The organism is Streptomyces pluripotens, assembly GCF_000802245.2.
In the GTDB taxonomy this organism is placed as follows: domain Bacteria; phylum Actinomycetota; class Actinomycetes; order Streptomycetales; family Streptomycetaceae; genus Streptomyces; species Streptomyces pluripotens.
Genome location: NZ_CP021080.1, coordinates 1,422,497 through 1,442,200 on the forward strand (window position 1 = coordinate 1,422,497; position 19,704 = coordinate 1,442,200).

The following is a 19,704-nucleotide window of genomic DNA, read 5'->3' on the forward strand; positions in this document are numbered from 1 at the left end:
TGCCCCCCATACCCACACAGAATCTGACATTTCTCCCGCTCTCCATTCGCGATTCCGTACGAGAGGACCCTTCCCATGGCCGATGCCCCCACCGGCAAGGTGACGTTCGTCGGCGCCGGCCCCGGCGCCGCTGATCTCCTGACGTTCCGTGCCGCGCGCGCGATCGCGGAGGCCGATGTGGTGATCTGGGCGGCCAGCCTGGTCCAGGAGGAGGTGCTGGAACACGCGCGCGAGGACGCGGAGGTCCTGGACTCGGCAACCATGTCCCTGGAGGACGTCGTAGCCGTCTACCGGCGCGCCCGCGCCGAAGGCCTCAAGGTCGCCCGCATCCACTCCGGGGATCCGGCGCTGTGGGGCGGCACCCAGGAGCAGCTGGACCGGTGTGCGGAGGCCGGGATCACCACGGAGGTCGTGCCGGGTGTGTCGTCCTTCTCGGCCGTGGCCGCGCTCGCGCAGCGCGAGCTGACGATTCCCGAGGTCGCGCAGTCGGTCGTGCTCACCCGGCTGGGCGGCGGCAAGACCCCGATGCCGCCCGGCGAGGAGGTGCGCGAGTTCGCCCGGCACGGCACGACCATGGCCGTCTTCCTGTCGGCCGCGCGCAGCGGACAGCTGGTGCGGGAACTGCTGGAGGGCGGCTACCCGACCAGCACCCCGGTGGTCGTCGCCTACCAGGCGACCTGGCCGGAGGAACTGGTGGTCACGTGCACGATCGGCACACTGGAGGAGACCGTCAAGGAGCACAAACTCTGGAAGCACACGCTCTTCCTGGTCGGCCCGGCGCTGGATGCGCACGGCACCCGCTCCCACCTGTACCACCCGGGCCACTTCCACGGGTACCGCAAGGCCGACCCGGAGGCCCGGCGGGTGCTGCGCGAACGGGGGGCGAGCAGTTGATCACGGTCGTCGGTACGGGGACCGGCGCTCCGCTCCCGGACGACGTGCTCGCCGGGGCCTCGCTGGTCGTGGGCGGGCGGCGGCACCTGGACGCCGTGCGGCTGCCCGACCGGGCCGAGCAGGTCGTGCTCGGGCCGCTGGCGCCCGCCCTGGACACGATCGCGGAGTACACCGACCAGGAACTGCCGGTGGTCGTACTGGCTTCCGGGGACCCCGGGTTCTTCGGGATCGTGCGGGCGCTGTCCGAGCGGTTCGGTGCCGGACTGCTGGATGTGCGGCCCGGGGTGTCCTCCGTGGCCATGGCATTCGCCCGGATCGGGGTGCCCTGGGACGACGCGGTCGTGGTCAGCGCGCACGGCCGGAAGCTGCGGACGGCCGTGAACGCGTGCCGGGCGCTTCCGAAGGTGGCCGTTCTCACGGGGCCGGGAGCCGGTCCCGGCGAACTGGGCGCCGCGCTGGGCGGTGGCCGGGTCCTCGTCGTGGCGAGCGCGCTCGGCGATCCGCGGCACGAGCGGGTGGAGCGGGTGACGCCCGCCGAGGCGGCGGCACGGGACTGGGGTGCGGCTGTGAGTGTGGTGCTGTGCCTGGACGAGGCGCGGGTGCTGGGTGCGCTGCGCACCGTCGCCGGGGCTCCGGCCCGGCCGACCCGATGGGCGCTGGCGGAGAGCGACTTCACGCACCGGGACTCCATGATCACCAAGTTCGAGGTGCGGGCGCTCGCGTTGGCCCGGCTGGGACCCCGCCTGGGCGACCTGGTGTGGGACGTGGGCGCAGGTTCGGGTTCGGTGGCGGTGGAGTGCGTGCGGCTCGGCGCGGCCGTCGTCGCCGTGGAGAAGACCTCGGACGGGGTGGAGCGCATCCACGCCAACGCACGGGCCCACGGTGTGGACGTGCACGTGGTCCACGGCTCGGCGCCGCAGGCGCTGTCCGGGCTGGCCGACGATCCGGACGCGGTGTTCGTCGGTGGCGGGGGGCGCGAACTGCCCGCCGTCGTCACCGCGTGCGCGCGGCGCGCGCGGCGGACCGTCGTCGTCGCCATGGCGGCGCTTGACCGGGTGCCGGCGGCCCGCGAGGCGCTCACGGCCGCCGGATTCGGCTGCGAAGGGGTGCTGCTGCAGTCGTCCCGGTTGGCGCCGCTCCCCGGGGACGTGACCCGGCTCGCGGCGACCAATCCTGTGTTTCTGCTCTGGGGTGACAGATCCCCGGCGTCTGGTGAAGGAGTTGCTCTGTGATCGGCCTGATTTCCGCCACCGCGGCGGGCGCGGTGGCGCGGGACCGGTTGGCCGCGGCCTGGCCGGACCGTACGCGGGTGTACGAGGGCCCGGTGGGGGAGGCCGTACGGACGGCGTTCGCGCAGTGCGAGCAGCTGGTGTGCTTCCTGGCGACGGGCGCGGTGGTGCGGCTCCTCGCCCCGCTGCTCGGTGACAAGGCGGCCGACCCGGGGGTGGTGTGCGTGGACGAGGGCGCCCGGTTCGCGGTCTCCCTGGTCGGCGGGCATGCCGGCGGGGCCAATGCACTCGCTGGCGAGGTAGGGGCGTTGCTGGGGGCCGAGCCCGTGGTGACGACCGCGACGGACTCCGTCGGGCTGCCGGGACTCGACACGCTCGGGCTCCCCTGCGAGGGCGCGGTCGCGACGGTCTCCCGTGCGCTGCTGGACGGCGAGCCGGTCGCGCTGGAAACCGAAGTGCCCTGGCCGTTGCCGCCGCTGCCGGTCTCGCCGCACGGGTCGTACACCGTCCGGATCACCGACCGGTCCGTGTCACCGGGCGAACGCGAGGTGCTGCTGCGACCGCCGTCCCTGGTGGTCGGGGTCGGCGCCTCCAGGGGCGCGCCGGCCGGGGAGGTGCTCGGGCTCATCGAGGAGACACTGCGGGAGGCGGGGCTCTGCCCCGCCTCCGTGGCCGAACTGGCCACCGTGGACGCCAAGTCGGAGGAGCCCGGGATCCTGGCCGCCGCCGAGCGGCTCAAGGTGCCCCTGGTGACGTACTCCGCTGAGGAACTGGCGGCCGTCGACGTGCCCCATCCGTCCGCCGCGCCTCTCGTGGCCGTCGGCACCCCGTCCGTCGCGGAAGCCGCCGCACTGCTCCGTGGCGGTGAACTCCTCGTGCCCAAGCGGAAGTCGGCGGCCCAGCCCGCGATGGCGACCTGTGCCGTGGTACGCCGTCCGGGGCGCGGGCGGCTGGCCGTGGTCGGGCTCGGGCCCGGCGCCCGGGACCTGCTCACCCCACGTGCGGCGGCCGAGCTGCGGAGAGCCTCGGTACTGGTCGGGCTCGACCAGTACGTGGACCAGATCCGCGATCTGTTGCGGCCGGGTACCCGGGTGTTGGAGTCGGGGCTCGGCGCGGAGGAAGAGCGGGCCCGTACAGCGGTCTCGGAGGCCCGGCTCGGGCACACGGTGGCGCTGATCGGCAGTGGGGACGCGGGCGTGTACGCCATGGCCTCCCCCGCGCTCGCCGAGGCCTCGGACGACATCGACGTGGTCGGGGTGCCCGGGGTGACGGCCGCGCTGGCCGCTGCGGCCCTCCTGGGCGCGCCGTTGGGCCATGACCACGTGTCCATCAGCCTGTCCGACCTGCACACACCGTGGGAGGTCATCGAACGGCGGGTCCGGGCGGCGGCCGAGGCGGACATCGTGGTGACGTTCTACAACCCGCGCTCCCGGGGCCGTGACTGGCAGTTGCCCAAGGCGCTCGGCATCCTCGCCGAGCACCGGGAGCCCGGCACACCGGTCGGCGTCGTCCGCAATGCCTCGCGGCCGGACGAGGCCGGCCGGGTCACGACGCTCGCCGGACTGGATCCGGCGACGGTCGACATGATGACGGTCGTGACCGTGGGCAACACGGCGACCCGCACGGTCGCGGGGCGCATGGTGACACCGCGCGGCTACCGCTGGCAGGAGAGCGCTCAGGAGGAGGCCCGGTGAACCGGACGGTCCATCCCATCGAACAGGAGTCCTTCCGGCGGCTGCGCGCCCGCCTGGACACCTCGTGTTTCCCGCCGCTGACCCGCGCGGTGGTGGAGCGGGTCATCCACTCCGCCGCCGACCTGGAGTACGCGACTGACCTCGTCATGACCGAGGAGCACCTGGCCCAGGGACACTTCGCGCTGCATTCCGGGGCGCCCGTCGTCGTGGACGTGGAGATGGTCGCGGCCGGGATCACCCGGCGGGAGACCGTGTGCCGGCTGCGGGACGCCGGGGCGGGTCCGGGTCTGACCCGTTCGGCCCACGCGGTCCGACTCGCCTACGAGGAGGTCGGGCCGGGGGCCTTGTGGGTGATCGGCTGTGCGCCGACCGCCCTGGAGGAGCTGCTGACCCTGGACGCCTCCCCCGCACTCGTCATCGGTCTGCCCGTCGGCTTCGTCGGCGCGGCCGAATCCAAGGCCGCGTTGCGTGACAGCGGGCTGCCCGCCATCAGCAACGTGTCCGAGAAGGGCGGCTCGGCGGTCGCCGCCGCCGCACTCAACGCCCTGCTGTACCACCCCACTTCGTCTGAGGAGATCTCGTGACCACCCCGCCCGCCCTGCTCATCGCCGGCCACGGCACCCGTGACGAGGCCGGAGCCGAGGCGTTCCGCGACTTCGTGCGGGAGCTGGGGCGCCGCCACCCCGAACTGCCCGTCGCGGGCGGCTTCATCGAGCTGTCCCCGCCGCCGCTCGGCGAGGCTGTCGCCGAGCTGGTCGGCCGGGGCGTGCGCCGCTTCGCCGCCGTGCCGCTGATGCTGGTGTCGGCCGGGCACGCCAAGGGGGACATCCCGGCCGCGCTGGTCCGCGAGCAGGAGCGGCACCCGGGCGTCTCGTACACCTACGGCCGCCCACTGGGCCCGCACCCGACGCTGCTGAAGGTGCTGGAGCGGAGGCTGGACGAGGCGCTCGGTTCGACCGTGCGCGGTCCTGGCGACCGGGCGGACGTCACCGTGCTGCTCGTCGGCCGCGGGTCCACCGATCCGGATGCCAACGCCGAGGTGCACAAGGCGGCGCGGCTGCTGTGGGAGGGCCGCGGGTACGCCGGTGTGGAGACGGCGTTCGTGTCGCTGGCCGCGCCGGACGTGCCGAGCGGGCTGGACCGCTGCGCGCGGCTGGGTGCGCGACGGATCGTGGTGCTGCCGTACTTCTTGTTCACCGGGATCCTGCCGGATCGGGTGCGGCAGCAGACCGCGGGCTGGGCGGCTGCGCACCCGGAGGTCGAGGTGCGGTCGGCGGACGTCATCGGTCCCGAGCCGGAGCTGCTGGACCTGGTGATGGAGCGGTACGAGGAGGCGGTCAAGGGCGATCTGCGCATGAACTGCGACTCCTGTGTGTATCGGATCGCGCTTCCGGGCTTCGAGGACAAAGTGGGGATGCCGCAGCAGCCACACTTCCACCCGGACGACGACGGTCATCACCACGGACATGGGCATGGACACGGGCATCACGGAGGACACACGCACAGCCATGCGCACTGAGAACGCCGGGAGTTCCGCACCACCCCCGCGGGCGGGACAGCCGGGGCAGACCGGGCACGATCTGCGCCACCACGGGGACGCCGAGGTGCGGGACGACGGGGCCGCGCTGGTCGACCTCGCCGTCAACGTCCGGGCCGACACGCCTCCTCGGTGGCTGCGTGAGGAGATCGGCGCCTCGCTGTCGTCGCTCGCGGCCTATCCGGACGGGCGGGCCGCGCGGGTGGCGGTGGCGGCACGACATGGGCTGCCCGTGGAGCGGGTGCTGCTGACGGCTGGGGCGGCCGAGGCGTTCGTGCTGCTCGCCCGTGCCCTGGAAGCCCACCGGCCGGTCGTGGTCCACCCGCAATTCACCGAACCGGAGGCGGCGCTGCGGGACGCCGGGCATACCGTGGACCGGGTGCTGTTGCGTGCGCGGGACGGCTTCCGGCTGGATCCGGCGGCGGTGCCCGAGGACGCCGATCTGGTGGTGATCGGCAACCCGACCAATCCGACGTCGGTGCTCCATCCGGCCACCGTGATCGCACGACTCGCCCGGCCCGGGCGGACGCTGGTGGTCGACGAGGCGTTCATGGACGCGGTCCCCGGCGAACGAGAGGCCCTAGCGGGGCGGACCGACCTGCCCGGTCTGGTCGTGTTGCGCAGCCTGACCAAGACCTGGGGTCTGGCCGGGCTGCGCATCGGGTACGTGCTGGCCGCGCCCGACGTGATCGCCGGGCTGGCGCGGGCCCAGCCACTGTGGCCGGTGTCCACGCCGGCGCTGGCCGCCGCTCAGGCGTGCGTGGCGCCGCGGGCGCTGGCGGAGGCGGGACACGCCGCGCACCGCATCGCCGGGGACCGGGCGTTCCTGACGGCGGGTCTGGCCGAGTTCACCGACCGCGGACTGCGGGTGGTGGAGCCCGCTACGGGACCGTTCGTCCTGGCGCGGATGCCGGACGCGGCTGGCGTGCGGCGACGGTTGCGGGGACTGGGTTACGCCGTGCGCCGTGGGGACACGTTTCCGGGGCTGAGCGAGGAATGGGTGCGGATCGCGGTAAGGGACCGGGCCACGGTGGGCGGGTTCCTGCGGGCGCTGTCGGCCGCGCTTCCGTAGCCGGGGCCGGGCCGCCGGGCCCGGCTACGGCCGTGTTCTCCACCCCCGCCGGCCCGGCCCCGGACGGCGCGCCGTCAGCCCTTCCGCCGCCGCGCCATCGTCACCGCTCCCCCGCCGGCCAGCACTAGTGCCAGTGCGCCGCCCGCGATGTACGGGGTCGCCGAGCTGCCCCCGGTCTCCGCGAGATCGGCCTTGGCCGGGGCGCCCTGCGCGTGTACGTCGGGGGCCGGCGCGTGGCTCGCCTGCCGGCTCGGGCCGGCCGCCGGATCGTGGCTCGGCACCGGATGCTCGGCCGACCGTGCCGCCGGGGACTCGCAGGTGGCCTTGGCCAGGGTGACCGTGCCCTCGACGTCGGCCACGTTGAGTTTCAACGGGTTGACGGAGACCTTGAGTTCGAGGGCAGCCGCAGCGGCCGTGCGGGACGTGGTCCGCCGCTGGGCGAGATCGAGGCGAACCTCGCCGACGCCGGGGACCTTCACCTGCGTCGGGCCGCCGGCGGTCAGCGTGACCCGCTTGCCGAGGACGGTGACCGCGCCCAGGACGTTCGCGGAGGCGGTCGGCGCCTTGTCTGCCTCACAGGTCGCGTCGGCGGTGACGGTGCCGACCTCGATCAGGGACAGCAGGGGCAGGCCCGGGAGGTGCAGCCTGGCGTGGACGAGCCGGACCGAACCCTCAGCGCGTTTCGAGGTCACCGTGGCCTTGGACTCGGCGACGTCCGCGCCGAGCACGGTGAACGGTTTGCCACCGGCCACACCGTCGAGCCGGGCGGACAGCGCGGTACGGTCGGCGCTCTGCGGTGCCCGTACTTCATTGAGGGAGACCGCGAGCGGGACGTCGACGGTCTTGTTGAGGAGGGACACGTCGAGCCCGGTACGCAGGACGACGGCGGAGGCGCGACCGTGGTCACCGGTCGCGTGCGCGGGGCCCGCGCCCAGCACGGCGGGCGCCGCGGTGAGGGCGGTGACCGTCGCGACAGCCGCAAGACGGCGTGCGGGCATGCGGAAGTTGTTGCTGTTCAAGGCTGTGGGACCCCCAGACGGGACATGTTCGGGACCCGTCAACCTTGTCCGCACTACGGGTGAACGGTCAGCGATCCAGGGGCACTTCACTCATTCGAGAAGTTCCGGCACACCCCTTCGAATCACGGGGCACAGATGTGCCCCTGCACCATGGCTGCCTCACGGCTACTCCACGATCCGCCCGCTGAGTACCACCCGGCGGGGTGCCGCGAGCACCCGGACGTCCGCCCGCGGATCGCCCTCGTACACCACCAGATCGGCCGGTGCGCCCTCCTCCAGGCCGGGCCGCCCGAGCCAGGTGCGGGCGCCCCAGCTGGCCGCCGACACGGCGTCCACCGGCGGAATGCCGGCCGTGACCAACTCCTCGACCTCGGCCGCGACCAGTCCGTGAGCCAGCGAGCCGCCGGCATCCGTCCCCACATACACCGGGACGCCGGCGTCGTAGGCGCCGCGCACGGTGTCGTAGCGGCGTTCGTACAACCGTCGCATATGGGCGGACCAGCTCGGGTACCTGGTCTCGCCGCCAGCCGCCAGGCGCGGGAAGGTGGCGATGTTGACGAGGGTGGGGACGATCGCCACGCCCCGCTCAGCGAACAGCGGGATCAGGTCGTCGGTGAGACCCGTCGCGTGTTCGATGCAGTCGATGCCCGCCTCGACCAGGTCGCGCAGCGAGCTCTCGGCGAAGCAGTGGGCGGTGACACGGGCACCGAGTCGGTGGGCCTCGGCGATGGCAGCCCCGGCCGCTTCACGGGGCCAGCAGGGAGCCAGGTCGCCGAAGTCACGGTCGATCCAGTCGCCGACCAGCTTCACCCAGCCGTCACCGCGCCGAGCCTCCTGAGCGACCTGGGCGACGAGGTCGTCCGGTTCGATCTCCCACGCGTAGTTGCGGATGTACCGGCGGGTGCGGGCGATGTGCCGGCCGGCCCGGATGATCCTGGGGAGGTCGTCGCGGTCGTCGATCCAGCGGGTGTCGGAGGGCGAGCCCGCGTCGCGGAGCAGCAGGGCTCCCGCCTCACGGTCGCTGAGCGCCTGCTTTTCGGCGGTGTCCGCGTCGACCGGGCCCTCCGCGCCGAGGCCGACATGGCAGTGCGCGTCGACCAGGCCGGGCAGCGCCCAGCCCTCGACGGTCCGGATGTCCCGGGCTCCGACGGGGCGGTCGTAGCAGACGCGCCCCCCGACCACCCACAGCTCGTCACGGACGTCCTCCGGCCCCACCAGGACCCGGCCCTTCACCTGCAGCACCGCGTGATCGCTCATGTACCGCACCTTAGAGGGCTACCGCTCGGACGTCCCCACCCGGCCCGGAGGCTTCTCCTCCACCCCGGCCATGGCCGGGTCGAGGAGGCGGGAGAGGAAGTGGCGGGTGCGCTCGTGCTGCGGATCGCCGATGACCCGGTCGGGAGCTCCGTCCTCGATGATCACCCCGCCGTCCATGAAGACGACCCGGTCGGCGACCTCCCGGGCGAAGCTCATCTCATGGGTGACGACCATCATGGTCATGCCCTCCCGGGCGAGCCCGCGCATCACGGCGAGGACGTCCCCGACCAGTTCGGGGTCGAGTGCGGAGGTCGGTTCGTCGAAGAGCATCACCTCGGGGCCCATGGCGAGCGCGCGGGCGATGGCCACGCGCTGCTGCTGACCGCCGGAGAGGGACGAGGGGCGGGCGTCCGCCTTTTCCGAGAGGCCGACCCGGGCGAGGTTCTCGGCGGCGATCCGCGCGGCCGTCGCCTTCTCCCTCCCCAGGACCCGGCGCTGCGGCAGCGTGAGGTTCTCGGTGACACTGAGGTGCGGGAAGAGGTTGAACTGCTGGAAGACCATGCCGATGCGGCGGCGGGCGGCGTCGATGTCGACGTCCGGGTCGGTGAGTTCGGTACCGCCGACGAAGACCTGACCCCCGGTGGGTTCCTCCAGCAGGTTCACGCAGCGCAGCAGCGTCGACTTGCCGGAACCGGAAGGGCCGATGACGCAGACGACCTCGCCGTGGCCGATCTCCAGGTCGATGCCGCGCAGGACGTGATTGCCGCCGAAGGACTTGTGCAGGTTGTGGATGCGGATCTCGGGGCGGGTCACTCGGTCTCCTTCTGGACTCCGGCCTCCATGCGGCGCACCGCGAAGCCGAGCGGAACGGTGACCAGCAGGTAGCACAGCCCCGCCACCAGGATCGGTGTCGAGTTGGCGGTCGTACTGGCCAGGTCACGGCCGAACTTGGACAGGCTTCGCTCCTCCACCGTCAAGCCGAGGAACAACACCAGGGAGGAGTCCTTGAAGAGCATCACCAACTCGTTGGTGAGCGGTGGGAGGATGATCCGGAACGCCTGGGGGATGATCACGGACACCATCGCGCGGGTGGGCGAGAAGCCCAGCGACCGGGCCGCCTCCATCTGCCCCGCGGGCACCGCCTGGATGCCGGCGCGGAAGGTCTCCGCCATGTAGGCGGCTCCGATGAGGCCGAGACCGAGGGCGGCCTTGCCGTAGGTGCCGCCGGGGATCTCGGTGCCGGGGAAGGCCAGCGGCACCGCCACCGCGATGAAGACGAAGACCAGCAGGGCGGGCAGGCCACGGAAGATCTCGATGTAGATGCCGGCCAGCCAGCGGTAGGGGCCCACCGAGGACAACCTCATCAACGCGATGACCAGACCGAGGCCCAGGCCGACGGCGAACCCGCACACCGTGTACAGCACGGTGTTCTTCAGCGCCAGCGTGATGACGCCCGGGAACATCTGCCCCGCGATGTCAGCCTGGGCGAACTGGTTCTGCAGCCGGCCCCAGTCCGCCGTGAACGCCACGGCGATCACGGCGGCGACGAAAACGGCGTACTGCACGCCACGCGACAGTCTGCGCCTCTGGCGCCTCGTCAGTCCCTTTTTCTTCGGCTGGTGTCGTACGTCGGTATCGGTCATGAGGCTGTGGGAGAGGCGACGGAGGAGTACGGGCCGATCCACTTCTCGTAGATCTTCTGGTAGGTACCGTCGGTCTTCGTGTCCCGGAGCACCTTGTTGACGACGTCGAGCAGGGCCTTGTTGCCCTTCTTGACGGTGAAGCCGTACTGCTCACCGGTCTTGAGGTTGTCGACGACCTTGAAACGGTCCGCGTTGGCCTTGTCCTTCAGCCAGCCCTGGACCACCGGGTAGTCGATGACCACGGCCTGGACCTGACCGGTACGCAGGCCGTTGAGGACCGCGTCGGATGACTCGAAGGAGATCGGGTCATACCCCTTGGTCTTGACGTAGTCCTCGCCAGTGGTCTGCGCCTGAGCACCGAGTTTCCTCCCCTGGGCCTTGACGTCGGTGAGCGAGTTGATCCCGCTGTCCTTGGCGACGAGGACGGCCTGGGTGGCCTCGAAGTACGGGTCGGAGAAGTCGACGTTCTTCTTGCGTTCGGCGGTGATGGTCATGCCGGCCGCGGCGAGGTCGCACTGCCCGGAGTTGAGGAACGCACCCGTCTTGAAGTTCTCGAACGGCGTGTCGAGGATCTGCTGCTTGACGCCCAGGTTCTTGGCGACGAGGTCGATGAGGGACACGTCGAAGCCCCGTACCTTGCCGTCGACCTCCGACTGGAACGGGGGGTAGGGCAGATGGGTGCAGGTGGTGAGCTGACCGCCCTTGACGAGGCGGACTCCCTTGGCGGTGGTCCTGCCGCTCCCGCCGTCGTCCGAGGAACAGCCGGCCACGACGAGCACGAGTCCGGCGGTCACGGTGGTGGCGGCCAGAAGGCGGGTCCGGCGCCCGGGGAGCGTTTTCATGAGAGATCTCCTGTGGGGGAACTGAGACTTCCGATTATAAGGAGATCTTTGAGACTCTCCAACCAATCCAATGGCCGCGGAACAGCTCGACCTACGAAGTGGCCGGCCGGAAGGCCGGCGAGGGAGGAAAGTTAGACTCGTCACGGACGGCGTGCAGCTGGCCCGACGGACCCGCACGAAGAGAGTGGCCCCCGAGCCGCACCCCCTCCGCCCGCCAGACACCAAGTGCTTCGCCACCGTCGAGGATGAACCGACCGCCAGACACCCGGCGGGCCCCCAAGACGAGGAACCGCTTCCGCGGGAGCACGAACTCAGGGCGCCACCACGCACGGCCGCACGACCCTGACCCGTGACTTCGAAGGCGCGCCCGTGACTTCGACAGCGCGCCCGGGGGAATCGAGCCGACCGGTCCGGACACGGCGGAGATCCGGCACCGCGGCGCCACACCCGCCCCACAGGCCGAGGCAGCCCCCGGCCGACGCCAAGAGCGGACGGCCCGCCCGGCGAAGTGCGGACCATTGCCGCACGCCCACACCACCCGCATATGCCGGCATTTCACTCGACCGAATCGACAGGAAGCCAGCTCTCGAATTCGATTTGATTCCCTATTCCTTGCTCATTCTCACCAATTCCCGGACGATAGCTTCCCGTCTTCTTCTGCCCGCTTTTTTCAAAGCTAAACAGGTGAGTTTCCGGCAGGTTTCCAAGGTTTCCAGAGTGTGACACACTCCACATCGAGGTTACTTTGCCCCGATATCGTCTGGGGCAATTCAGGCATTCCATAGGGTGCTTGGACCCGGGCAGTGGACGTGGCCGTGCAATTCCGAATTCGTCTCGCTAAATTCGTGCCGCATGACTGCCGCACCCGCAGACCTACTGATCGACCGACCGGCGGTGAGCGACGGAGCCGCGCTCTGGCGTCTCGCCAAGGACTCGAAAACCCTCGACCTGAACTCTTCGTACAGCTACCTGCTGTGGTGCCGGGACTTCGCCGGAACCTCGGTGGTGGCGCGTGGTGCGGACGGGGAGGCGGTCGGCTTCGTCACCGGTTACCTACGGCCGGACCGCCCCGGCACCCTGCTCATCTGGCAGGTGGCCGTGGACGCCGCCCACCGGGGCCACGGCATCGCCGCCGCACTGCTGGACGCGCTGACCGAACGGCTCGCCGACGAGCACGGCATCACTGACGTGGAGACGACCATCACACCCGGGAACACCGCCTCGGAGCGCCTGTTCACCTCGTTCGCCGCCCGGCACCACGCGCGGCTCACCCGTGAGGTGCTGTTCCCCACGGACCTGTTCCCGGACGGCCCGCACGACCCCGAAGTCCTGTACCGCATCGGCCCGCTGAACCCCTCCACCTCGCACTGAGGAGCGATCAACCGTGACCATCACCCAGCCCGACCTCAGCGTCTTCGAGACACTTGAGTCCGAGGTGCGCAGCTACTGCCGCGGCTGGCCCACCGTCTTCGACCGTGCCCAGGGCAGCCGAATGTACGACGAGGACGGACACGCGTACCTCGACTTCTTCGCCGGTGCCGGCTCACTCAACTACGGCCACAACAACCCGGTCCTCAAACGCGCACTGATCGACTATCTGTCCCGGGACGGGGTCACCCACGGCCTGGACATGTCGACCACTGCCAAGCGGACGTTCCTGCAGACGTTCCAGGACCTGGTGCTGCGCCCGCGCGATCTGCCGTACAAGGTCATGTTCCCGGGGCCCACGGGCACCAACGCCGTGGAGTCCGCGCTGAAGCTGGCCCGGAAGGCGAAGGGCCGCGAGGCGATCGTTTCGTTCACGAACGCCTTCCACGGCATGTCCCTCGGCTCCCTCGCGGTCACCGGCAACGCCTTCAAACGGGCCGGCGCCGGCATCCCGCTGGTGCACGGCACGCCCATGCCGTTCGACAACTACTTCGACGGCAGGGTCCCGGACTTCCTGTGGTTCGAGCGGCTGCTGGAGGACCAGGGCTCCGGCCTCAACAAGCCCGCGGCCGTGATCGTGGAGACCGTGCAGGGCGAGGGCGGCATCAACGTGGCCCGGCCCGAGTGGCTGCGCGCCCTCAAGGAACTGTGCGAGCGGCAGGACATGCTGCTGATCGTCGACGACATCCAGATGGGGTGCGGTCGCACGGGTGCCTTCTTCTCGTTCGAGGAGTCGGGCATCACTCCCGACATCGTCACCGTCTCCAAGTCCATCAGCGGGTACGGGCTGCCGATGTCGCTGTGCCTGTTCCGGCCCGAGCTGGACCTCTGGGAGCCCGGCGAGCACAACGGCACCTTCCGCGGCAACAACCCCGCGTTCGTCACCGCCACCGCGGCCCTGGAGGCGTACTGGACCGACGGTTCGGCCATGGAGAAGCAGACCTGCGCCCGTGGCGAGCAGGTCGAGCAGGCGTTCATCTCCATCACCGAGGAGAACCTCGCCGACGTGCGGGAGTACCGCGGGCGCGGTCTGGTGTGGGGCCTGGAGTTCCACGCCAAGGACCGGGCCGCGCGGGTCGCGCAACGCGCCTTCGAACTCGGCCTGCTCATCGAGACGTCCGGCCCGGAGGGCGAGGTCGTCAAGCTGCTGCCCGCACTCACCATCACCCCCGACGAACTGGACGAGGGACTGAGCATCCTCGCCCGTGCCGTCAGGGAAACCGCCTGATCCACCCGTCCGAACCACCAGGAGGAAGCACAGCACCGTGATCGTCCGATCGTTCAAGGACATCGAAGGTACCGACCGGCACGTCAAGGCCAAGTCCGGGACCTGGGAGAGCAAGCGGATCGTCCTCGCCAAGGAGCGGGTCGGCTTCTCCCTGCACGAGACCATCCTGTACGCCGGGACCGAGACGTCGATGTGGTACGCCAACCACATCGAGGCCGTCGTCTGCACCAAGGGCGAGGCCGAACTCACCGACCATGAGACCGGGAAGACCTACACGGTCACCCCTGGCACCATGTACCTCCTCGACGGGCACGAGCGGCACACGCTGCGCGTCAAGGAGGACTTCCACTGCATCTGCGTGTTCAACCCGCCGGTGACCGGCCGGGAAGACCACGACGAGAACGGCGTCTACCCGCTGCTCACCGAGCCCGAGGAGGTGTGACACACATGACCGCTGTCACCGATCTGTACCCCAGCCGCGGCAGCAGCGAGGTGACCGTACCGCGCCAGGACCCGGTCGTCTGGGGTTCTCCCGACACTCCGGGCCCGATCCCGGCCGCCGACCTGCAGGGGTTCGAGCGCGATGGTTTCCTCTCCGTCGACCAACTGATCGCCCCGGACGAGGTCGAGGTCTACCGGCGTGAACTGGACCGTCTGGTCGACGACCCGACGATCCGCGCGGACGAGCGCTCCATCGTGGAACCGAAGTCGAAGGAGATCCGCTCGGTCTTCGAAGTGCACAAGATCAGCGAAGTGTTCGCGAATCTGGTGCGTGATGAGCGGGTGGTCGGCCGGGCCCGACAGATCCTCGGCTCGGACGTGTACGTCCACCAGTCCCGGATCAACGTCAAGCCGGGCTTCGGCGCGAGCGGCTTCTACTGGCACTCGGACTTCGAGACCTGGCACGCCGAGGACGGCCTGCCCAACATGCGCACGGTGTCCGTCTCGATCGCGCTGACCGAGAACTACGACACCAATGGCGGCCTGATGATCATGCCGGGGTCGCACAAGACGTTCCTGGGCTGCGCCGGGGCCACGCCCAAGGACAACTACAAGAAGTCCCTGCAGATGCAGGACGCGGGCACGCCGTCGGACGAAGCACTGACCGAGCTGGCGGGCCAGCACGGCATCCGCCTGTTCACTGGCAAGGCCGGTTCGGCGACCTGGTTCGACTGCAACTGCATGCACGGTTCCGGCGACAACATTACGCCGTTCCCGCGCAGCAACGTGTTCTTCGTGTTCAACAGCGTGGAGAACGCGGCGGTCGAGCCGTTCGCCGCGCCGATCCGCCGGCCGGACTTCATCGGCGCACGGGACTTCACCCCGATCCGGTGAACCCACACCCCTGATGAACAGGTAAAACACGGCCAAGGCCCGGACCCGTGACGGGCTGGGGGACGACACTTCCCCCGGCCCGCCGGCGCCCGGAAAAGCAGTCGGACCCGCCCCCGTCGTCCTGGAGCAGCCGGGCCCAGCCGCCCGGAGACCGGGCCGGAACCTCCTCCGTGCGCGGGGCCCGGCCCCCAGGTGTCAGTCGGCGAGCGCGTCCACCAGCCGGTCGACGTCCGCGGTCGTGTTGTAGAGGTGGAAGGCGGCGCGGAGGTTGCCCTCCCGGTTGGAGACCTCGATACCGGCCTCGCTCAACCCGGCCTGCCGTGAGCCCAGTCCGGGCACCGACACGATCGCCGAGCCGGGGGCTGGCAACGGCTCGCGGCCGAGGGACTCCAGCCCCGCCCGGAAGCGGTCGGCGAGTCCCGTGGCGTGCGCATGCAGGGCAGACACCCCCAGTTCCTCGATCAATTCGAGGGAGCGGCGCAGCCCGGTATAGCTGAACAGGGCATGAGTGAGGTCGAACCGCCGTGCGGAGCGGGCGAGTTCGGCCACCGGGCCGTAGCAGCTCTCCCACGGCACCTCACCCGCGACCCACCCCGCGAGCACCGGAGTCAGTCCGCCGAAATCCTCCGGGACGGTGAGGAACGCCGCACCGTGCGGGCCGAGCAGCCACTTGTAGGCGACCGAGGCGGTGAAGTCATGGAGGTCCGCGTCCATGGGGAGCCAGCCGGCCGACTGGGAGAAGTCGACGTAGGTGCGCGCGCCGTGGTCGCGGGCGGCCTCGCGCAGGTCGCCAAGGTCGGCGATCCGGCCGTCGGCGGACTGGACGGCGCTGACTGCGACCAGTGCGGTGCCCGGGCGGACGGACTCGGCGACCCGCTCCAGCGGGACCGAGCGGACCTTGAGGTCACCACGGACATGGAAGGGATTCAACACGGAGGTGAAGTCGCCTTCGACGGTGAGCACTTCGGCACCCGTGGGCAGTGAGGCGGCGATCACACCGGTGTGCGCGGCGACCGAGGCACCCGCTGCGACCCGAGTGGCCGGCACGCCCACAAGCCGGGCGTACGCCGCCCGGCAGCCCTCCACGTCCTCGTGCAAGGGGAGCAGCGGTCGGCCCTCGGCCCGCAGCAACGCCGCTTCCTGTAGCGCGGCGACGGTACGAACGGGCAGCAGGCCGTTGCTCGCAGTGTTGAGGTAGGTGTTCCGGGCGGTGAACTCGGTGCGGATGAGGCTCTCGAACGACTCCGTGGTCTCCATGGGACCACTCTGCGGCCCCAGGAGGTTCCCGTCCATTGCGGTCTTCTGTATGGATCCGCTCAGCAATGCTTATACATCTGCGCCGCCTCGTGGGCTCAGCCCTGCTGCGGGACCGCGCACCCGTCCGGCCCGCAGGCATCGGCGGTCTCCTGACCCACTGGTGCCAGCGGGGAGCGCCTGCCCCAGGCCTGGGTCAGCGCCTGGGCGAAGACCTCGGCGGGCTGGGCGCCGGAGATGCCGTACGTGCGGTCGAGGACGAAGAATGGCACGCCGGTGGCACCGAGCTGGGCGGCTTCGCGCTCGTCGGCGCGGACCTCGGCGGCGTACAGGTCCGGATCGGCCAGCACCGCGCGGACCCGGCCTGCCTCCAGTCCGGCCTCGACCGCCAGTTCCACGAGGCGTTCTTCGGCCTCGGCGAAGACGGACCGCTCTTCGGCGAAGTTGGCCCGGTAGAAGATCTGGATCAGCTCGTCCTGCCTGCCCTGCTCCTTGGCGAGGTGCAACAGGCGGTGCATGTCGAAGGTGTTGCCGTGGTCGCGGTCCCGGGTGCGGTAGTCCAGGCCTTCGGCGGCGGCCTGGGCGCCCAGGCTGTCCTCACCGGCCTGGGCCTGTTGCGGACTCATGCCGTACTTCCTGGTCAGCATGGTGATCACCGGCTGTACGTCGCCCTTGGCCCGCCCCGGGTCCAGTTCGAAGGAGCGGTGCTCCACCTCGACCTCATCGCGGTGCGGGAATGCAGCCAGCGCCTTCTCGAAGCGGGCCTTGCCCACATAGCACCAGGGGCAGGCGATGTCGCTCCAGATCTCGACGCGCATGTCTTCGGCTCTCTCCAGGTCGTACGGACACGGAGGATCTCTCCGCGACACGTACGTGAACGTTCAAGCAGCCTCTGTCATTCCCCGGGCACGGAGAAGCGTAGAAACAGGTGGTGGTCACCCTCCGTGGGTGGGGTCCCGGGGTCGGGGATCCAGCCCTGGCGGGCGTAGAAGGCCTGGGCTCGCCTGTTGTTGACATGCACGTCGAGCACGGCCGCGAGCGCGCCGTCGGCCTGCCATTCCTCCACGCAGGCCGCGTGCAGGACCGTACCGATACCGGAACGCCAGCGGTCGGGGTCGACGTGGAACTGGAACAGCTTGACCGTTTCTGCAGAGGCTCCGTCCGGGGTGCGGAAGGAAGCGATGCCGACGATCCGGCCCTGCTCGACCGCGCACAGCACATGTCCGTCGGGGCGCTCGATGGAGCCGCGCCAGGCCTCGACCGAGTCGACGCCGGACTGCGGGACACCGTCCGGGTAGTACGTCGAACGGGCCCGGACGTGCAGATCTGCGATGACCTCGGCCTCGATGGGCAGGGCGGTGCGGACCATCAGAACATCGTTCACGCGTTCATTGATCACGTAACGAAGGACGGCGCGATACCGGCTCCGGTTCCGCCCCTGCCGAACCGGCCACGACTGGCGTCCGGGTTGATCGCTGCCGGTCGGCCGGACGCCCTGTCGGGCGCCGCCAACGGCCGGGGCGAGCTGAGAGGTCGAGCCCGAGGGGCCAGGCTCACGCCATGGCGCTACCGCTCCAGAACTCCGTTCAGCCTGCGGGGAAGCCCGAGCGGATTGCCGTCGCGGAGTTCCTGCGGCAGCAACGCCTCGGGAGCGTTCTGGTAGACGACCGGCCTGAGCCACCGCTCGATGGCCGTGCCGCCCACGGAGGTCGACGTGGAGGTCGTCGCCGGGTACGGCCCACCGTGGTGCTGGGCCGGCGCCACGGCCACCCCCGTCGGCCAGCCGTTCACCAGCACACGCCCAGCCAGCGAGGTGAGCCCGGCCAGGATCTCCGCACCCCGGCCTCCTCCCGCGGCCTCCTGCGAGGACAGCTGAACCGTGGCGGTGAGGTTGCCCGGCATCCGTGACAGCACCGCCGTCATCTCGCCCTCGTCCTCGTACCGCACCACCACGGTGACGGGCCCGAAGCACTCCTCCAGGAGCAGGTCGTGGGCTCCCCCGACCGCCAGTCTGCGCGCCGGCACGGTCAGGAAGCCCGCGCTGACCGTGTGCTCGCCACCAGCACCCGGCGTGACCGGTGACTCGACGCCTTCCAGGCGGGCGCGCTCCCGCACCCCCTCGACGAAGTGGTCCCGCATGCGGTGGTCCAGCAGTACTCCGGCCTCAGTGTCGCTGACCGCATCGGTCAGGGACTTCACCAGCCGGTCACCACTCCCGCCGGACGGCACCAGCACCAGGCCCGGTTTGACGCAGAACTGTCCGACCCCCAGAGTCATGGACCCGGCGAGCCCGGTGCCGATCTCCTCGGCCCGCTCGGCCGCCGCGGCCTCCGTGACGACGACGGGGTTCAGCGAACCCAGCTCCCCGTGGAACGGAATCGGCGCCCGACGCGCGGCGGCCGCATCGAACAGGGCACGGCCACCCCGCACCGAACCGGTGAAGCCCGCGGCGGAGACCAGCGGGTGCCCGATCAGTTCCACGCCCGCCTCGAAACCGTGCACAAGTCCGACCACCCCCTCGGGGATCCCGTGCCCGGCGGCGGCCCGACGCAGCACCTTGGCGACCAACTCGGACAGGGCCGGGTGATCGGGGTGGGCCTTGACCACGACCGGGCAGCCGGCGGCCAAGGCGCTCGCGGTGTCGCCACCGGCGACGGAGAAGGCGAAGGGGAAATTGGAGGCGGAGTAGACGGCGACGACACCGAGGGGGACCTTGCAGCGACGCAGGTCCGGGATGGGCGGTGTCGCGGTGTCGTCGGGGTGGTCGATGATGACGTCGAGAAAGGCACCCTCATCAACGATGTCCGCGAAGGCCCGCAACTGGTACGTGGTGCGCGCCAGTTCACCGTTCAGCCGCACCGGGCCGAGCGCCGTCTCGGCATCGGCCGTCTCGACCAGACCGTTGCTGGCTGCCTCCAGGCCCGTCGCGGCAGAGCGCAGGAAGGCGGAGCGGACCACGCGGTCGGCGAGGGCGCCGCGCGCGGCGAGGGCCGCCCGGACCGCCGCGTCCACCTCGTGGACCGTGGCCTCTACCGCAACCTGCTCGCGCTGTTTCCCGGTGCGCGGGTCGACACTCCAGACTGGTGCTGCTGCCACCGCGGGTCCCTCCCAGTAAGGCCGCACTTTCGAGGACTGTCCAGGTCACCCATCAGCACCTTGCCGACCAGGCGCGTTCGATATGCTGAACAGCATCTCTGGTGATGAATATGCCGCTCGGCGACTATATAGCTCAGGTCCTCGTCGAACGAAGGGGGCAAACGAAGGGGTCGAAC

Annotated in this window: 19 protein-coding genes; 10 read left to right on the forward strand and 9 right to left on the reverse strand. The window is 70.7% G+C overall.

Annotation, left to right across the window (positions count from 1 at the left end; translation table 11 throughout):
• Positions 1-75 precede the first annotated feature (75 nt).
• Genes cobM through cobC form a run of 6 tightly spaced genes read left to right on the forward strand, consistent with a single transcriptional unit; the run spans position 76 to position 6,426 of the window.
• Positions 76-894 carry a precorrin-4 C(11)-methyltransferase gene (cobM, locus tag LK06_RS06270; RefSeq protein ID WP_039655310.1) on the forward strand — a complete coding sequence of 273 codons (819 nt, stop codon included), beginning with the start codon at positions 76-78 and terminating at the stop codon, positions 892-894.
• Positions 891-2,126: a bifunctional cobalt-precorrin-7 (C(5))-methyltransferase/cobalt-precorrin-6B (C(15))-methyltransferase gene (locus tag LK06_RS06275; protein WP_039655311.1), complete on the forward strand. Its 1,236-nt coding sequence runs from the start codon at positions 891-893 to the stop codon at positions 2,124-2,126. The genes cobM and LK06_RS06275 overlap by 4 nt, the downstream gene beginning before the upstream one ends.
• The gene (cobJ, locus tag LK06_RS06280; RefSeq protein WP_043408774.1) at positions 2,123-3,817 is read left to right on the forward strand and encodes a precorrin-3B C(17)-methyltransferase; all 1,695 of its coding nucleotides are present in this window, start codon (positions 2,123-2,125) and stop codon (positions 3,815-3,817) included. The genes LK06_RS06275 and cobJ overlap by 4 nt, the downstream gene beginning before the upstream one ends.
• Positions 3,814-4,401 (forward strand): precorrin-8X methylmutase, encoded by a 588-nt coding sequence (locus LK06_RS06285; RefSeq protein WP_039655313.1) that lies wholly within the window; start codon positions 3,814-3,816, stop codon positions 4,399-4,401. Before cobJ ends, LK06_RS06285 begins: the two co-directional genes overlap by 4 nt.
• Positions 4,398-5,336: a sirohydrochlorin chelatase gene (locus LK06_RS06290; protein ID WP_039655314.1), complete on the forward strand. Its 939-nt coding sequence runs from the start codon at positions 4,398-4,400 to the stop codon at positions 5,334-5,336. The genes LK06_RS06285 and LK06_RS06290 overlap by 4 nt, the downstream gene beginning before the upstream one ends.
• The gene (gene cobC / locus LK06_RS06295) at positions 5,326-6,426 is read left to right on the forward strand and encodes an Rv2231c family histidinol phosphate aminotransferase CobC (protein WP_078858770.1); all 1,101 of its coding nucleotides are present in this window, start codon (positions 5,326-5,328) and stop codon (positions 6,424-6,426) included. Before LK06_RS06290 ends, cobC begins: the two co-directional genes overlap by 11 nt.
• A 74-nt stretch (positions 6,427-6,500) precedes the next feature.
• On the opposite strand, the gene LK06_RS06300 is transcribed toward cobC, so the two are convergent.
• The 5 genes from LK06_RS06300 to LK06_RS06320 all read right to left on the reverse strand — a co-directional run bounded on the left by LK06_RS06300 (position 6,501) and on the right by LK06_RS06320 (position 11,187).
• Entirely contained in the window at positions 6,501-7,445 is a 945-nt protein-coding gene (locus LK06_RS06300; protein WP_039655315.1) for an SCO1860 family LAETG-anchored protein, read from the reverse strand.
• 165 nt (positions 7,446-7,610) lie between these two features.
• Entirely contained in the window at positions 7,611-8,702 is a 1,092-nt protein-coding gene (locus LK06_RS06305) for an amidohydrolase family protein (protein ID WP_039655316.1), read from the reverse strand.
• 18 nt (positions 8,703-8,720) lie between these two features.
• Entirely contained in the window at positions 8,721-9,515 is a 795-nt protein-coding gene (locus tag LK06_RS06310; RefSeq protein ID WP_039655317.1) for an amino acid ABC transporter ATP-binding protein, read from the reverse strand.
• Positions 9,512-10,345 carry an amino acid ABC transporter permease gene (locus tag LK06_RS06315; protein ID WP_039655318.1) on the reverse strand — a complete coding sequence of 278 codons (834 nt, stop codon included), beginning with the start codon at positions 10,343-10,345 and terminating at the stop codon, positions 9,512-9,514. Before LK06_RS06315 ends, LK06_RS06310 begins: the two co-directional genes overlap by 4 nt.
• Positions 10,342-11,187 carry a transporter substrate-binding domain-containing protein gene (locus tag LK06_RS06320; RefSeq protein WP_043432880.1) on the reverse strand — a complete coding sequence of 282 codons (846 nt, stop codon included), beginning with the start codon at positions 11,185-11,187 and terminating at the stop codon, positions 10,342-10,344. Before LK06_RS06320 ends, LK06_RS06315 begins: the two co-directional genes overlap by 4 nt.
• An 852-nt stretch (positions 11,188-12,039) precedes the next feature.
• On the opposite strand from LK06_RS06320, the gene ectA reads away from it, so the two are divergent.
• Genes ectA through thpD form a run of 4 tightly spaced genes read left to right on the forward strand, consistent with a single transcriptional unit; the run spans position 12,040 to position 15,178 of the window.
• Complete coding sequence (ectA, locus tag LK06_RS06325; protein ID WP_039655320.1) at positions 12,040-12,558, forward strand: diaminobutyrate acetyltransferase; 519 nt, start codon at positions 12,040-12,042, stop codon at positions 12,556-12,558.
• A 13-nt stretch (positions 12,559-12,571) separates the two neighbouring features.
• Positions 12,572-13,843: a diaminobutyrate--2-oxoglutarate transaminase gene (gene ectB, locus LK06_RS06330; RefSeq protein WP_039655321.1), complete on the forward strand. Its 1,272-nt coding sequence runs from the start codon at positions 12,572-12,574 to the stop codon at positions 13,841-13,843.
• Between the two features lie 37 nt (positions 13,844-13,880).
• Positions 13,881-14,285, forward strand: coding sequence for an ectoine synthase (locus LK06_RS06335; protein WP_039655322.1), 405 nt, complete (start codon positions 13,881-13,883; stop codon positions 14,283-14,285).
• Positions 14,286-14,290: 5 nt separating this feature from the next.
• Positions 14,291-15,178, forward strand: coding sequence for an ectoine hydroxylase (gene thpD / locus LK06_RS06340; protein WP_043432877.1), 888 nt, complete (start codon positions 14,291-14,293; stop codon positions 15,176-15,178).
• Positions 15,179-15,373: 195 nt separating this feature from the next.
• Here thpD and LK06_RS06345 read toward each other — a convergent pair whose 3' ends face one another.
• From LK06_RS06345 to LK06_RS06360, 4 genes are all read right to left on the reverse strand, one after another.
• Positions 15,374-16,435 (reverse strand): aminotransferase class V-fold PLP-dependent enzyme, encoded by a 1,062-nt coding sequence (locus LK06_RS06345; protein ID WP_039655325.1) that lies wholly within the window; start codon positions 16,433-16,435, stop codon positions 15,374-15,376.
• A gap of 95 nt (positions 16,436-16,530) precedes the next feature.
• Complete coding sequence (locus LK06_RS06350; RefSeq protein ID WP_039655327.1) at positions 16,531-17,250, reverse strand: DsbA family oxidoreductase; 720 nt, start codon at positions 17,248-17,250, stop codon at positions 16,531-16,533.
• 77 nt (positions 17,251-17,327) lie between these two features.
• Positions 17,328-17,801 carry a GNAT family N-acetyltransferase gene (locus LK06_RS06355; RefSeq protein WP_039655389.1) on the reverse strand — a complete coding sequence of 158 codons (474 nt, stop codon included), beginning with the start codon at positions 17,799-17,801 and terminating at the stop codon, positions 17,328-17,330.
• 197 nt (positions 17,802-17,998) lie between these two features.
• The gene (locus LK06_RS06360; protein WP_043432875.1) at positions 17,999-19,528 is read right to left on the reverse strand and encodes an aldehyde dehydrogenase (NADP(+)); all 1,530 of its coding nucleotides are present in this window, start codon (positions 19,526-19,528) and stop codon (positions 17,999-18,001) included.
• Positions 19,529-19,704 lie beyond the last annotated feature (176 nt).